This is a genomic window from Rhodococcus sp. DMF-1 (genome assembly GCF_021441945.1).
Lineage (GTDB): Bacteria > Actinomycetota > Actinomycetes > Mycobacteriales > Mycobacteriaceae > Rhodococcus > Rhodococcus ruber.
The window spans coordinates 4,071,649-4,085,599 of record NZ_CP090442.1 but is presented as its reverse complement, the minus strand read 5'-3'; the positions used below and the strand labels follow the sequence as shown (position 1 = coordinate 4,085,599).

Genomic DNA, 13,951 nt, shown 5'->3' with positions numbered 1-13,951 from the left:
TTGCGTCTGACTGTTGTGCGCGCGGGTCCGGAACGTGTTCCGGCGCGGGACGTAGGTGTCCGACCACCGGGGATCTTCGGACCTTGTGGGCGCGCTAGCTAATAATGATGATAAGCATTAAGGTGCTCTTCGTCACAGTTCGAGCAGAAGAGGAGATCGGAAATGGGTCGAGTAACCGGGAAGGTCGCGCTGGTCACGGGCGCCGCACGGGGACAGGGACGTTCGAATGCCGTCCGCCTCGCGGAGGAGGGCGCCGACGTCGTGATCCTCGACTCCTGCAAGGACATCGACACGGTCGCGTATCCGCTTGCCACCACCGACGACCTCGCCGAGACCCACCGGCTCGTCGAGGCTGCGGGCCGTCGCTGCCTGTCCCGGGTCGTCGACGTGCGCGACCAGGCGGCCCTCGACCTGCTCGTCTCCGACGCCGTCGACGAGTTCGGGCACATCGACATCGTCAGCGCCAACGCCGGCATCGTGAGCTTCACCCCCACCTGGCACCTCAGTGACGAGGAGTGGCAGAACGTCATCGACGTCAACCTCACCGGGGTCTTCCGCACCGTGCGGGCCGTCGTCCCCCGCATGATCGAACAGGGCACCGGCGGCGCGATCGTGCTCACCAGCTCCGTCGCGGCGATCCGGGCGAGCCGCAATCTGGGGCACTACGCCGCCAGCAAGGGCGGGGTGGTCAGCCTCATGCGCACCCTCTCCAACGAACTGGGCGAACACGGTATCCGGGTCAACACCCTCAATCCGGGCACCGTCCGCACGGAGATGATCGAGAACGACGCCATGTACCGGATCTACCGTCCCGACCTCGAATCGCCCACGCAGGCGGACATCGTCGACCACTGCCGTCGGCGCAACGAGCTCGACGTCCCCTGGGTCGAGCCCGTCGACATCAGCAACGCGCTGGTCTGGCTGGCCTCGGACGAGGCCCGCTACGTGACCGGTGTGGTGCTGCCCATCGACGCCGGACTGCTCGCCAAGACCTAGAACCCCGGCTCGCCGCCGAATCCCGACTCGGAAGGAACGCACGATGGAAAGCCCCGCCCGCTGCCCGGTCGTCCACTTCGACCACAACTCGCCCGAACACTCGGCCGACCCGGCCGAGTCGTACCGGAAGATCCGGGAAACCGTCAAGATCGGCTGGACTCCCGCCCACGGCGGCTACTGGGTGCTCTCCGACTACAGCTCGGTCTTCGACGCCGCACGCGACGACGAGACGTTCTCCTCGGCGCGCAGCGAGTACGGCGGCGAGGGACTGTCCGTGGTGATCCCGAAAACCCCGCACCACGATCACATTCCGATCGAGCTCGATCCGCCGGAGTTCCGCAAGTACCGCAGGATCGTCAACCCGGTCAGCGCGCCGGCCGCCGTCGAGAAGATGAAGCCCACGATCGACCGGCACGTCGCGGGCTTCATCGACAGCGTGATCGAGAGCGGCGAGTGCGACCTGACGTCGGTCATCGGGGTGCCCTCCATCGTCACGGTCGAGTGGCTCGGCCTCGACGTCTCGGAGTGGCGCCGCTATTCCAACGCCCACTTCCAGGTGCTCGCCGGGATCCCCGGTACCCCCGAGCACACCCGCGCGGTCGAGGTCGACTTCCCGTACCTCGCCGGCCGCATCGAGCAGACCATCGCCGAACGGCGCGCGGCCCCGAAGGACGACATCATCAGCTACCTCGTCCAGCAGGAGGTCGACGGCAGCCCGATGAACGATCACGACGTGTTCGCGATCGTCGACCTGCTCATCTCCGGTGGCGTCGGCACCACGGCCTCCCTGGTGAGCAACTCGCTGGTCTGGCTCAGCCGCCACAAGGACGTGCGGCAGCGCCTGGCCGACCATCCCGATCTCCTCGATCATGCCATCGAGGAGTTCCTGCGGTACTTCTCGCCGACTCAGGCCCTTGCCCGCACCGTGACACACGACGTCGAGTTCCACGGCTGCCCCATGCGCAAGGGCGACCGGGTGCTGCTGTCCTGGGCTTCCGCCAATCGGGACACGGAGCTGTTCGACAAGCCCGACGAGATCGACATCGAGCGCTGGCCCAACCGGCACACCGCCTTCGGTATCGGTGTGCACCGCTGTGCCGGTTCGCATCTCGGCCGGTACATGTCGCACGCGCTGATCAGCCAGGTGCTCGAACGGATGCCGGACTACGAGGTCGACTACGACGCGCTGCAGCCCTACCCACGGCAGGGCGTGAACACCGGCTACCAGCGCATCCCGGCCACCTTCACGCCGGGCCGACGGGTTCTGACGGACTACACGCTGCAGTAACGGCTTTCGTCGACGCGGCAGTGCCGACTCTTGCCGACGCGGCAGTGCCGACTCTTGCCGACGCGGCAGTGCCGACTTTTGCCGACGCGGCAGTGCCGACTTTTGCCGACGCGGCAGTGCCGACTTTTGCCGACGCGGCAGTGCCGGCCGTCCGCGCATGCGGATCGCATACGCGGACGGCCGGCGATCCGGCGGGATGTCAGCCGAGCTTCCCGGTCGGTTCGAACTTCACGCGGAGCTCCGGGATGCTGCGCGTGTACAGGCCCTCCTCGTGCGGGACGAAGCCGTCCTGGTACTCGATCGAGTCCATCGTGTCGAGCACGAGGTTCAGCGCGATGGTCATCTCCGTCTTCGCGAGCATCGAACCCACGCAGAAGTGCCGGCCGAGAATGAACTGCACGTGGTTGGCCGCGCCGCTGAAGGCCCGATCGACGTTGAGATCGGTGCGGAAGATGTCGAACTCGTCCGGATTCGAGAAGTGGCGCTCGTCGCGGTTGGCGGCCGCGAGCATCATGATGCACGTCGCCCCCGCGGGAATGGTCGAGTCCTCGATCTGCACCTCGTCCTCGGTCTGGCGCATGATCATGTGGACGGGTCCGGAATAGCGCAGCGTCTCGGCGATGACGCGGTCGGCGAGACTGCGGTCCTCGCGGACGGCCCGCATCTGGTCGGGGTGGTCGATGAGATTGCGGATCATGCTGGCGATGGCCTTGTCCGTCGTCTCACCACCGGCGACGAGGAGCAGGCTGACGAAGGCCTTGATCTCCTCGTCGGACATCTGCTCACCGTCGACTTCCGCGCGGCACAGGCGGGAGAGCAGGTCGTCGCCGTCGCCGGAGCGTCGTTCGCGGATGATCGGCAGCATGTACTCGCGCAGCTCGACGTGGGTGCGTTCGGCGGCGGCGTTGATCTCGGGGTCTCCGGCCAGGTTGTTGAGGTAGGCCATGATCGAGAAGTACCAGGTGCGGAACCGCTCGTGATCGCTCTTGGGCAGGCCGAGCATGTCGACCATCACGTTGATGGGGAACCGGCTGGTGAACTGGGAGACGAGTTCGGCCTCGCCCTGTCCGGCCACCTCGCCGAGCAGCTCGCCGGCGTTGCGGGCGACGATGCCGCCGATCAGGTCGGCCGCGTTGTGCGTGATGGCCGGCATGAACTTCTCGAGTCCGTTGCCGCGGAAGAACGGGTTGAGCAGCGCGCGGTGCGTGGAGTGCTCGCGACCTTCCATCTGCAGAATGGTGCGCCCGTGGATGGGCTCGAGCTGCCATTCGTAGTTGCGGCTGGAGAACTTCGGGCTGCGGAAGGCCTCGGCGCAGTCGGCGTACCGGCTGATGAGGTAGCTCTCCGTGGCTTCGTGGCGCAGGGCGGGGTAGTGGTCGCGCAGTACGCGGTGGAACGGGTAGGGATCGGTGAGGAACTCGGGGGCGGTGGGGCGGGGTTCGACTGCGGTCACTCTGGAATCTCCTGATCGTCGAATCGAGGGGTCGAGCAGGATCGGTGCCGGCAGGCACCGGTCGGGGTCGTGCCGCTCCGCCGAGGGTCTGGGGCCGGAGGTGGAAGTGATCCGGATCACTAAGTGCTGATAACTATAAATACGATTTGAATGATGTCAATGGATTTCGGTGAAACGGGTTCTCGACGAGAACGGGCGTCCACCCTGAAGGATGGACGCCCGTTTCCGGAAACGACGGTGATCAAGCCGATTTCTGCGGCTCCAACGTGCGGAGGGCGGCGAGCAGTCGCTCCGGAATCTGCGCCTTCTTCCCGTCCGCACCGCGCACGGCGAACGTGATCTTGCCGTGGGCGACGAGTTCGTCGCCGCGCTCGAAGTCGAATCCGAGCGCGTACGACGTGGTGCCGAGGTGGTCGAGGACCACCGTGCAGGTCAGTTCGTCGAACACCTCGCAGCTGGTGAGGTACTGGCACTCGGACTTCAGGCCCACGGTGTAGACGCCGAGGGTGTCGAGCATCGTGTGGCTGTCGAGACCGAACGAGTGCAGCCAGACGCTGTAGGTCCGTTCCATCCACGGGTAGTTGATCGCGAAGTACGAGATGCCGACGGCGTCGCAGTCGCCGTAGGCGAGCTGGAAGCGCTGCTGGGTGACGGCGGTGGTGGCGGTGGTCATGTCTTGTCCTTCCGGGCGGATCAGGGGTGGCCGCCGTCGACGGTGACGATGGAACCGGTGGTGAAACTCGACGCATCGCTCGCGAGGTACAGCGCCGCGCCGACGATCTCGTCGGGCTGTCCGCCGCGCTTGGCGGCGAAGCTCTGCGCCCGCCGTGAGAAGGCCTCCATGTCCCAGGAGTTGCTCACGTCGGTGAGGAAGGTGCCGGCCATGATCGCGTTGCTGCGCACCGTGGGTCCGAACGCGTGCGCCATGCCGATGGTAACGGCGTTGAGTCCGGCCTTGGCGGCGGCGTAGGGCAGGATGTCGGGCCGCGGGTGGACGGACCCGGCGCTGGAAATGTTGATAATGGATCCGCCGTCGCCCTGCGCCATGCGCGTTCCCACGAGTGCGGCGAGCCGGAACGGGCCCTTGAGATTCACTCCGACCACCTTGTCGAACAGTGTTTCGCTGACGGTGTCGAGGCTGTCGTACAGCGGGGACATACCTGCATTGTTGATCAGGACGTCGATCTTCCCGAAGTGGTCGTAGGCCGCGTCGACGAGTTCCTCGATCGACTCCCACCTGCCGACGTGGAACGAGTGCGCGAGGGTCTTGCGGCCCGTCTCCTCGGTGATCTCGTCGGCGGTGGCCTGGCACGAGGCCAGGTCACGGCTGGCGATGACGACGTCGCAGCCGGCCCGGGCCAGCCCGAACGCCATGGCGCGGCCGAGGCCCCGGCTGCCGCCGGTGACGATCGCGGTGCGGTCGGTGAGATCGAACGCGCGCGTGGGGTCGAATCCCGGGCGGGTCCGGCCGGTCGTTGAATCGGTCATCGAATTCCTCCGCTGGTCCTGGTTGACGGTACCCAATTCCTTGCTATTGTGATCATAGATTAGCGGATAGTGATCCAGTTCACGACAATGGCCGAGACCGCACCGAGTCACAGCACCGTGGCGCCCCCGGTGAGCGGACGCATCGCCAGAACGGAGTACAAGGTGAGTGACGACCAGCAGGACCTGTTCGCCCTGCCGCAGCGATACCTCGACCTCCAGCGGGAAGCCCGCGACCTCGCGGCCGAGTGTGCCGACGTCGCCGCGCGTGCCGACGAGGCGGACAGTTTCGACCCGGACGTCCGCAAGCGGCTGACCGCGTCCCGTCTCACCGAGGTCGTCGTGCCGGCCGCCTACGGTGGCCGCTTCGAGAAGGTCGACTCCCTCGCGGTGACCATTGTGCGCGAGGCCCTCGCCGCCGAGTCCGCTCACCTCGACTCCATGTTCGGTATGCAGGGCATCGGCAGCTACTGCATCAGCGTCGGCGGGTCCGAGGAACTCAAGGCGGAGTGGCTGCCCAAGGTGGCCCGGCTCGAGGCGGTGGCCGCGCTCGGCCTGACCGAGCCGCACGTCGGATCCGATCTCAAGGCCCTCAGCACCACGGTCGTCGAGCGCGACGGCAAGCTCGTCGTCGACGGCCACAAGTCCTTCATCACCAACGGCGGCGACGCGGACTTCTACAGCATCCTCGCCCGCGAGGGCGACGGATACTCCCTCGTACTGGTCCCGGCCGACGCGCCGGGCCTGCGCATCGAGCACCCGCACCAGATCATCGCGCCGCACGTGCTCAGCGACGTCATCCTCGAGAACGTCGAGGTTCCGGTGGGCAACCGCATCGGGGAGCCGGGCAAGGGCTTCGGGCTCGTCCTCGCCACCCTCGCGACGTTCCGCGTGTCCGTGGCCGGCGCCGCGGTCGGCGTGGCCCAGGCCGCGCTGGACGAGGCCGTCGCCCATGCCAAGTCCCGGGAGGGCTTCGGGGTCAGCCTCGCGCGCCTGGGGTCGGTGCCCGAGCACCTCGCCTCCTGCTGGACCGACATCGAGATGGCGCGCTCGCTGACCTACCGCGCGGCCGCCGCCTCGGCCCGCGATGCCCGCGCCAACCTGCACCTGTCGTCGATGGCGAAGGTCGGAGCGACCGAGGCGGCGGCCCGCGTCGTCGACCGGTCGGTGCAGATCATGGGCCGTTTCGGGCTCGTACGCGGCGGCAAGCTCGAACGTCTCTACCGGGAGGCGCGTCCCATGCGGATCTACGAGGGCTCCACCGAGGTGATCTTCGATTCGCTGGCCAAGCAGCTCGTGAAGGAAGCCCCGTAGGGGCAGAATGCGGACCAGAGGCAGGAACCCATGACAACGGACGCGAACACCACCAAGCTGGAGCGAGTCGTCATCCGCTTTGCGGGCGACTCGGGCGACGGCATGCAGCTGACCGGTGACCGCTTCACCTCCGAGGCGGCCGCGTTCGGCAACGACCTCGCGACGCAGCCCAACTTCCCCGCCGAGATCCGGGCGCCCCAGGGCACCCTGCCGGGCGTGTCGTCGTTCCAGATCCAGATCGCGGACCACGACATCCTCACCGCGGGTGATCGACCGGACGTCCTCGTCGCGATGAACCCGGCGGCACTGAAGGCGAACATCGACGACCTGCCGCGCGGCGGCACCGTCATCGTCAACACCGACGAGTTCACCAAGCGCAACCTTTCCAAGGTCGGCTACGCCGCCAACCCGCTCGACGACGGCAGTCTCGACGAGTTCGTGATCCATCAGGTTCCGATGTCGAGCCTGTCGGTGGGGGCGGTGGAACCCGCCGGCCTGAGCCGCAAGGACGGCGAGCGCGCGAAGAACATGTTCGCGCTCGGGTTGCTGTCGTGGATGTACAACCGGCCGGTGGAGCGGATCGAGGAGTTCCTGCGCACCAAGTTCGCCAAGAAACCGCAGGTCGCCCAGGGCAACCTGCTCGCGTTCCAGGCCGGGTGGAACTACGGCGAGACCACCGAGACGTTCGCGACGACGTTCGAGGTGGCCAAGGCGGACCTGCCGGCCGGCACGTACCGGCAGATCACCGGCAACACCGCACTGGCCTACGGTCTGGTGACCGCCGGTGAGCTGTCCGGGCTCGAGGTGTTCCTCGGGACGTACCCGATCACCCCCGCCTCCGACATCCTGCACGAGCTGACCAAGCACCGCGGTCTCGGCGTGACCACCTTCCAGGCGGAGGACGAGATCGCCGCGATCGGCGCCGCGGTCGGCGCCTCTCTAGGTGGCGCACTCGGTGTCACCAGCACCTCCGGCCCGGGTCTGGCCCTCAAGAGCGAGGCCATCGGCCTGGCCGTCATGACCGAACTCCCGCTCGTCGTGATCGACGTGCAGCGCGGCGGACCGTCGACGGGCCTGCCGACCAAGACCGAGCAGTCCGATCTGCTGCAGGCACTGTACGGACGCAACGGCGAGTCGCCCGTCGCCGTGCTCGCGCCGCGCTCACCGGCCGACTGCTTCGCCACGGCCGTCGAGGCGGCCCACATCGCCCTGACGTACCGGACGCCGGTCCTGCTGCTGTCCGACGGCGCCATCGCCAACGGCTCGGAGCCCTGGCAGATCCCGCAGGTCGACGAGCTCGCCCCGATCGATCCGAACTACGAGACCGGCCCGGACGCCGCCGGCACACCCCTGCGTCCCTACGCGCGGGACCGCGAGACCCTCGCCCGTGCCGTGGCGATACCCGGGACTCCCGGCCTCGAGCACCGGCTCGGTGGCCTCGAGAAGGCGAACGGCAGCGGCAACATCTCCTACGATCCCGCCAACCACGATCTGATGGTGCGCCTGCGGCAGGCGAAGATCGACGGGATCTCCGTCCCGGACGCCGAGGTCGACGATCCGTCGGGGCAGGCCGAACTGCTGATCGTGGGCTGGGGCAGTTCCTACGGCCCGATCGGCGAGGCGTGCCGCCGCGCCCGGCGCCGCGGCACCGCGGTCGCCCACCTGCACCTGCGGCACCTGAACCCGTTGCCCCGCAACCTCGGTGAGGTGCTCGGCCGGTATCGCACGGTCATCGCGCCGGAGATGAATCTGGGGCAGCTGACGAGTGTGCTGCGGGCGCGCTACCTGGTCGACGTCCAGCCGGTGACGAAGGTCGAGGGTCTGGCCTTTCTCGCCGACGAGATCGTCGACGCGATCGATGCCGCGCTCGCCGGCACCCTACGCGAGTTCGAAGACGCCAAGACCACCGCGGCGCTGGCTGCGGCCGAGTACCGGCCGGCGCCGGACCGCGAGGAGGAATCGGCATGACCGAGTTGATCAGCCGGGTGGGCACCGATCTCGGACTCAGCGCGACCGCGCTCGTCCCGACGACCGACACCCCGCAGAAGGCCAAGGACTTCACGAGCGACCAGGAGGTGCGCTGGTGCCCGGGTTGCGGTGACTACGTCATCCTGGCCGCGATCCGCAACTTCCTGCCCGAACTCGGGCTGCGCCGCGAGAACTTGATGTTCGTCTCGGGCATCGGCTGCTCGAGCCGGTTCCCGTACTACCTCGACACCTACGGGCTGCACTCCATCCACGGCCGCGCGCCGGCGATCGCGACCGGCCTGGCCGTCACGCGGCCCGACCTGTCGGTGTGGGTGGTCACCGGTGACGGCGATGCCCTCTCGATCGGGGGGAACCATCTGATCCACGCGCTGCGCCGCAACGTGAACCTCACGATCCTGTTGTTCAACAACCGGATCTACGGGCTGACGAAGGGGCAGTACTCGCCCACGTCCGAGGTCGGGAAGGTCACCAAGTCCACCCCGATGGGTTCGGTGGACCACCCCTTCAACACGCTCTCCCTCGCACTCGGTGCCGAGGCCACCTTCGCGGCCCGGGCGCTCGACTCCGACCGCAAGGGGCTCACCGACGTGCTGCGCCGCGCGGCCGAGCACCGGGGCACCGCGTTCGTCGAGATCTACCAGGACTGCCCGATCTTCAACGACGGGTCGTTCGACGTGCTGCGCAAGGAGGACGCGGAGCAGAGGGTGATCCCGCTGCGCCACGGTGAGCCGATCGTCTTCGGTGCGGAGGGGCAGAAGTGCGTCGTCCGTGACGGATTCGGTCTGCGTGTGGTGGACACGGCGTCGGCCGATCCGGGATCGATCGTCGTGCACGATGCGCACGCCGACGACCCGGAGTACGCGTTCGCGTTGTCGCGACTGTCCGATCAGAACCTCGACCACACGGTGTTCGGCGTGTTCCGCAGCGTCGCCCGCCCGACCTACGACGACCTCGTGCGCGAGCAGAACGAGAGCGCCCGCACCGGCGAGTCCCGTCGACGAGACTCCTTGCAGTCCTTGCTGACCGGGCACGACACCTGGACCGTGTCCGAATCACGCTGAGCGTCGTCTCCCGGCGCGGAAACCGGGGTCTTCGTACCCCTAGACAATGCGCATGATTAGTATAAAGTGACTGTCATCACATCTCCCTCCCCTCCCTTCGGCAGGAGTAGTCGTAATGTCGCTCAGGAACGAAATCGAAAACGCCCTCGCCCGCTACGCTCTCGCCTACGACGACGGCGACATGGACGGTGTCGAGCGGGTCTTCGGTGAAACCGCCGTGTTCACCATGAAGATCGGCGACGGCGACCTCATCGGGCCGCTCAACGGACGCGAGGAGATCATGGGCCTGTTCCGCGGAGCCCACGAGTCCCAGACCGACCAGCGGCGTCACATCACCACCAATCTGCTGATCGACGAGATCGACGAGAAGAACGTCCGCACCGTGTCGTACCTGCTCATCACCTCCGCGGAGAACGGTGCCCTCCGGGCCCTGTCCACCGGCAAGTACGAGGACGAATGGACCAGGAGCGGAGGCGACTGGGTGCTCACCAAGCGGCACATCGCCCTCGACCTCCCGTACTGAGCCTCCGGAGCCACCATGACGATGAACCAGGGCCTCATCCCCGCCAAGTGGGCCGCCCTCACCCCGAACCGCATGGCGTTGTACGACGTCCCCAACGACCGGCGCATCACCTTCGCCGCCCTCGACGAGCGCGTCCGGCGCCTGGCGAACGGACTGCGCGGTCTCGGCCTCGAGAAGGGCGACCGGGTCGCCGTCCTGACCAAGAACAGCATCGAGTTCCAGGAGCTGTTCTTCGCCGTCGGTCGCGCGGGACTGATCCTGCAGCCGCTGAACTGGCGGCTCGCGACCCCGTCCCTGCTCGGGCTCGTCGCCGACGCCACCCCGAAGGTGCTCATCACCGCGTCCGAATTCCGTCCCGTGGGCGAGGAACTGAGCCGATCCGCCTCGGTCGGCCACTGGCTCGAGTTCGGTCCGGGGGGTAACGGGACGTACGAGGAGCTGCTCGCGAGTTCCAGCCCGGCCGAACCGATCTGGACGCCGAGCGTCGGGGGAGACGACCCGTTCTTCATCCTCTACACCGGCGGCACCACGGGAGAATCCAAGGGTGCGCTGCACTCGCACACCAGCGCCGCCGCCGGCATGCTCAACCAGACCGTCGCCGAGCGGGTCGTGCCGACCGACGTCTACATGCTCACCGGCCAGATGTACCACATCCCGGTGGTCCTCTCGATGAACTACATGAAGCACGGATGTCCGGTCGTGCTGGTCAATTTCGAGGCCAAGCAGGCGCTCGAGATCATCGAGTCGGAGCGGGTCTCGGCGTTCCTCGGCATCACCACGATGCTGAACTGGATGATGGCCGTGGAGAACTTCGACTCCTACGACCTGTCGAGCCTGCGCAACATCCAGTACGGCGGCGGCCCGATGCCGTCCGCGATCGTCCGCAGCGCGCTCGAGGCGTTCCCCTGCACCCTCATCCAGGGGTACGGCCAGACCGAGGGCACGACCATGTCGTTCCTGTCCCAGGAGGACCACCTCGACGCGGTCAACGGCATCAACGAGCACCGGCTCAAGTCCTGTGGCCGGGAAGGCTTCGGCACCACCATCCGGGTCGTCGACTTCGACGGCAACGAGGTCCCCAAGGACGGCAAGACCCCCGGCGAGATCGTGGTCCGCTCCGAAGCCAACATGCTCGGCTACTGGAACAAGCCGGAACTGACCGCACAGACCCTGCGGGACGGCTGGATGTGGACCGGCGACGTCGCGGTCTGGGACGAGGACCACTACGTCTACATCGTGGACCGGGCCAAGGACATGATCATCTCCGGCGGCGAGAACATCTACAGCATCCAGGTCGAGGAGGCCATCGGCGCCCACCCCGCCGTCCTCGAATGCGCCGTCATCGGCATCCCCGACGACGAGTGGGGCGAGGTCGTCAAGGCCGTCGTGGTCCTCAAGCCCGGGCAGACCGCCACCGAACAGGAGATCATCGACACCGCCAAGCGGAATCTGGCCTCCTACCAGAAGCCCCGTTCGGTGGACTTCGTCGACGCCCTGCCGAAGGCGCCGACCGGAAAGATCATGAAGCGGGACCTGCGGGCCCCGTACCTCGAGACGACGGCGGCCCGATGACCGTGGACACCGGACGCCGGGTGCCGACCGAAGCCGAGCTCGCCGACCTCGTCGGCACCCGCTTCCCGGGCGGGCAGGCCACGCTCGAGCCGTGGTGGGTGCACCTCGTCCTCGACAGCATGCTCGCCGACCCCGCCGACGGCGGCGCGCACCCGGTGCTGGTGTTCCTCGTCGCCACCGGCGCGATGGGCTGGAGCTGGGACGAGTTGTTCGCCGTGTTCGGGGCCACCGAGGCCGACGGACCGATGGCCGGCGAGACCGAGACGGTCGTGCACCGGCCGCTGCGCGTCGGCGGCACCTACCGCGTCTCGGGCGAGATCGTCTCCGCGACGCGCAAGGTGGGCCGGCGCACCGGCGTCTTCGACATCGTCGGCTACCGCCTCGACCTGCACGGTGAGGACGGGGCGCTGTGCGCCTCCACCACCAACTCGATCGTGTTCCCCCGCCGAGGAGAAATCTCATGAAACCGGCTGTCGGGCAGCAGATTCCCGAACGTACCGTCGATGCGGTGGATCCGGCCCGGATGAAGACCCTCTCGGCGCTCATGCGCGACCCGAACCCGATCCATTTCGATCGGAACGCCGCGGCTGCGCTGGGCCTCGGGGAGCGCACGGTCAATCAGGGGCCGAGCAACATCGCCTACGTCGTGTCCATGCTCGGGTCCTGGGCCGGCGGCGTGGACCGGGTCACCGGATACCGGTTCCGATTCCTCGGCAACGTGTTCGAGGGGGACCGGCTGCGGGCCGCAGGGGTGGTGACCGACGTCGAGGACACCGCCGACGGCCTCCTGGTGCGCTGCGATCTCACGCTCGACGTCCTGGGCGGCGCGCGCGTTCTCGAAGGCACCGGGACCGTCCTGGTCCCCGCCGATCACTAGACATCGTTTTCCACGAGAGGAGCGTCAACCATGGCAGGACGAGTAGAAGGCAAGGTCGCGTTCATCACCGGGGCCGCCCGCGGCCAGGGCCGCAGCCACGCGCTGCGGCTCGCCGAGGAGGGCGCCGACATCATCGCGGTCGACATCTGCGAGAACATCGACACGGTGACCCCGTACTACCCGCTGGCTACCGAGGACGAGCTGAAGGAGACCGTCCGGCTCGTCGAGGCCCTCGACCGCCGGATCGTGGCCCACCGCGCCGACGTCCGGGACCGCGCGGCGCTGCAGCGGGCCTTCGACGACGGGGTGGCGCACCTCGGCGGCGTCGACATCGTGGTCGCCAACGCCGGCATCGCCACCTACGGCCGCTCGTGGGAGCTCACCGCCGAGCAGTGGCGGGACATGATCGACGTCAACCTCACCGGCGTCTACAACACCGCCGTCGTCGCGATCCCCACGATGATCGAGCAGGGCCGCGGGGGTTCGATCATGTTCACCAGTTCGATCGGCGGACTCAAGGGCATCCAGCAGGTCGCCCACTACGTCTCGGCCAAGCACGGCATCGTCGGACTCATGCGCACCATGGCGAACGAACTGGGCCCCTACAGCATCCGGGTCAACACCATCCACCCGACGAACGTCGACACCATCATGATCCAGAACCCCGGGACGTACGGGATGTTCTCGCCCGGGGATCCGGAGCCGTCGCAGGAGAAGGCGATGCCGGGGTTCATGTCGCTGAACACGCTGCCGGTGCCGTGGGTCGAATCGATCGACATCAGCAACGCGGTGCTGTTCCTCGGCAGCGACGAGGCGCGGTACGTCACCGGAGTCACCTTCCCGGTCGACGCCGGCGCATACGTGAAGTGATGTGAGATGGCCGTCGGCATCGACGACAACGAGGACCTGCGCACGCTACGGGTCGACGAGGACGGCATCGCCGAACTCGTAGCGGCGCAGACCGAATGCACCTTCGCCTTCACCACCGCGGCCGGGTGGCCGGCCGGGGTGGTGATGAGCTACCTGCACCACGGCGACCGGTTCTGGCTCACCGCCGCGAAGGACCGCGCCCACGTCCGGGCAGCGACGCGCGAACCCCGCGTGACGCTGGTGATCTCGAATGCCGGTACCGGACTGCCCGGCAGGAGGATGCTCGCCGTCCGCGGCCGTGTCACCGTCCACGCCGACGCGGAGACCAAACGCTGGTTCTACCCGGCGTTCGCGGCGCGCCATGCTCCGAACGATCCCGAAGCCTTCCAGCGCCTGCTGGACAGCCCGAACCGAGTCGTCCTGGAAGTCCGTCCCGTCCGAATCGCGGTCAGTCACGACTCGACCAGGATGCCGGGCGACGGACGCGGCGGCTCGCTCGGGCCCCGACCGAACAAGGGGTGAA

14 protein-coding genes are annotated in these 13,951 nt (G+C 67.7%); 11 read left to right on the top strand and 3 right to left on the bottom strand.

Annotation, left to right across the window (positions count from 1 at the left end):
- Positions 1–162: 162 nt before the first annotated feature.
- Positions 163–996: a mycofactocin-coupled SDR family oxidoreductase gene (locus LZP97_RS18675; RefSeq protein ID WP_010594020.1), complete on the top strand. Its 834-nt coding sequence runs from the start codon at positions 163–165 to the stop codon at positions 994–996.
- Between the two features lie 43 nt (positions 997–1,039).
- Positions 1,040–2,284, top strand: a complete 1,245-nt coding sequence (locus LZP97_RS18670; protein WP_010594019.1) for a cytochrome P450 — start codon at positions 1,040–1,042, stop codon at positions 2,282–2,284.
- Between the two features lie 199 nt (positions 2,285–2,483).
- Here the strand turns inward: LZP97_RS18670 and LZP97_RS18665 are convergent, their stop codons facing one another.
- The 3 genes from LZP97_RS18665 to LZP97_RS18655 form a co-directional block, all read right to left on the bottom strand.
- Positions 2,484–3,737, bottom strand: a complete 1,254-nt coding sequence (locus tag LZP97_RS18665; protein WP_048771438.1) for a cytochrome P450 — start codon at positions 3,735–3,737, stop codon at positions 2,484–2,486.
- 241 nt (positions 3,738–3,978) lie between these two features.
- Positions 3,979–4,410, bottom strand: a complete 432-nt coding sequence (locus LZP97_RS18660; RefSeq protein WP_048771440.1) for an acyl-CoA thioesterase — start codon at positions 4,408–4,410, stop codon at positions 3,979–3,981.
- 20 nt (positions 4,411–4,430) lie between these two features.
- Positions 4,431–5,225 carry an SDR family NAD(P)-dependent oxidoreductase gene (locus tag LZP97_RS18655; protein WP_003938443.1) on the bottom strand — a complete coding sequence of 265 codons (795 nt, stop codon included), beginning with the start codon at positions 5,223–5,225 and terminating at the stop codon, positions 4,431–4,433.
- A 162-nt stretch (positions 5,226–5,387) separates the two neighbouring features.
- Here LZP97_RS18655 and LZP97_RS18650 point away from each other — a divergent pair, with 162 nt between their 5' ends.
- The 9 genes from LZP97_RS18650 to LZP97_RS18610 all read left to right on the top strand — a co-directional run bounded on the left by LZP97_RS18650 (position 5,388) and on the right by LZP97_RS18610 (position 13,950).
- The gene (locus LZP97_RS18650; RefSeq protein WP_010594015.1) at positions 5,388–6,536 is read left to right on the top strand and encodes an acyl-CoA dehydrogenase family protein; all 1,149 of its coding nucleotides are present in this window, start codon (positions 5,388–5,390) and stop codon (positions 6,534–6,536) included.
- 30 nt (positions 6,537–6,566) lie between these two features.
- Positions 6,567–8,504 (top strand): 2-oxoacid:acceptor oxidoreductase subunit alpha, encoded by a 1,938-nt coding sequence (locus LZP97_RS18645; protein ID WP_017679797.1) that lies wholly within the window; start codon positions 6,567–6,569, stop codon positions 8,502–8,504.
- On the top strand, positions 8,501–9,586 hold the full coding sequence (locus tag LZP97_RS18640; protein WP_010594013.1) for a 2-oxoacid:ferredoxin oxidoreductase subunit beta: 1,086 nt from the start codon (positions 8,501–8,503) through the stop codon (positions 9,584–9,586). The genes LZP97_RS18645 and LZP97_RS18640 overlap by 4 nt, the downstream gene beginning before the upstream one ends.
- A gap of 115 nt (positions 9,587–9,701) precedes the next feature.
- Positions 9,702–10,109, top strand: coding sequence for a nuclear transport factor 2 family protein (locus LZP97_RS18635; protein ID WP_003938439.1), 408 nt, complete (start codon positions 9,702–9,704; stop codon positions 10,107–10,109).
- 15 nt (positions 10,110–10,124) lie between these two features.
- On the top strand, positions 10,125–11,681 hold the full coding sequence (locus tag LZP97_RS18630; RefSeq protein ID WP_010594011.1) for an AMP-binding protein: 1,557 nt from the start codon (positions 10,125–10,127) through the stop codon (positions 11,679–11,681).
- Positions 11,678–12,145 (top strand): hypothetical protein, encoded by a 468-nt coding sequence (locus LZP97_RS18625; RefSeq protein ID WP_010594010.1) that lies wholly within the window; start codon positions 11,678–11,680, stop codon positions 12,143–12,145. The genes LZP97_RS18630 and LZP97_RS18625 overlap by 4 nt, the downstream gene beginning before the upstream one ends.
- Positions 12,142–12,558, top strand: coding sequence for a MaoC family dehydratase (locus tag LZP97_RS18620; RefSeq protein ID WP_010594009.1), 417 nt, complete (start codon positions 12,142–12,144; stop codon positions 12,556–12,558). The genes LZP97_RS18625 and LZP97_RS18620 overlap by 4 nt, the downstream gene beginning before the upstream one ends.
- Before the next feature lie 30 nt (positions 12,559–12,588).
- A complete protein-coding gene (locus tag LZP97_RS18615; protein ID WP_017679796.1) occupies positions 12,589–13,428 on the top strand; it encodes a mycofactocin-coupled SDR family oxidoreductase in 840 nt (279 codons plus the stop codon).
- A 6-nt stretch (positions 13,429–13,434) separates the two neighbouring features.
- Positions 13,435–13,950: a pyridoxamine 5'-phosphate oxidase family protein gene (locus LZP97_RS18610; RefSeq protein ID WP_048771442.1), complete on the top strand. Its 516-nt coding sequence runs from the start codon at positions 13,435–13,437 to the stop codon at positions 13,948–13,950.
- Position 13,951: the final 1 nt, after the last annotated feature.

Coding starts and splice junctions, on each gene's coding strand:
- LZP97_RS18675 (WP_010594020.1), top strand. CDS start 163: ATGGGTCGAGTAACCGGGAAGGTCGCGCTGGTCACGGGCGCCGCACGG.
- LZP97_RS18670 (WP_010594019.1), top strand. CDS start 1,040: ATGGAAAGCCCCGCCCGCTGCCCGGTCGTCCACTTCGACCACAACTCG.
- LZP97_RS18660 (WP_048771440.1), bottom strand. CDS start 4,410: ATGACCACCGCCACCACCGCCGTCACCCAGCAGCGCTTCCAGCTCGCC.
- LZP97_RS18655 (WP_003938443.1), bottom strand. CDS start 5,225: ATGACCGATTCAACGACCGGCCGGACCCGCCCGGGATTCGACCCCACG.
- LZP97_RS18645 (WP_017679797.1), top strand. CDS start 6,567: ATGACAACGGACGCGAACACCACCAAGCTGGAGCGAGTCGTCATCCGC.
- LZP97_RS18640 (WP_010594013.1), top strand. CDS start 8,501: ATGACCGAGTTGATCAGCCGGGTGGGCACCGATCTCGGACTCAGCGCG.
- LZP97_RS18635 (WP_003938439.1), top strand. CDS start 9,702: ATGTCGCTCAGGAACGAAATCGAAAACGCCCTCGCCCGCTACGCTCTC.
- LZP97_RS18630 (WP_010594011.1), top strand. CDS start 10,125: ATGACGATGAACCAGGGCCTCATCCCCGCCAAGTGGGCCGCCCTCACC.
- LZP97_RS18625 (WP_010594010.1), top strand. CDS start 11,678: ATGACCGTGGACACCGGACGCCGGGTGCCGACCGAAGCCGAGCTCGCC.
- LZP97_RS18620 (WP_010594009.1), top strand. CDS start 12,142: ATGAAACCGGCTGTCGGGCAGCAGATTCCCGAACGTACCGTCGATGCG.
- LZP97_RS18615 (WP_017679796.1), top strand. CDS start 12,589: ATGGCAGGACGAGTAGAAGGCAAGGTCGCGTTCATCACCGGGGCCGCC.
- LZP97_RS18610 (WP_048771442.1), top strand. CDS start 13,435: ATGGCCGTCGGCATCGACGACAACGAGGACCTGCGCACGCTACGGGTC.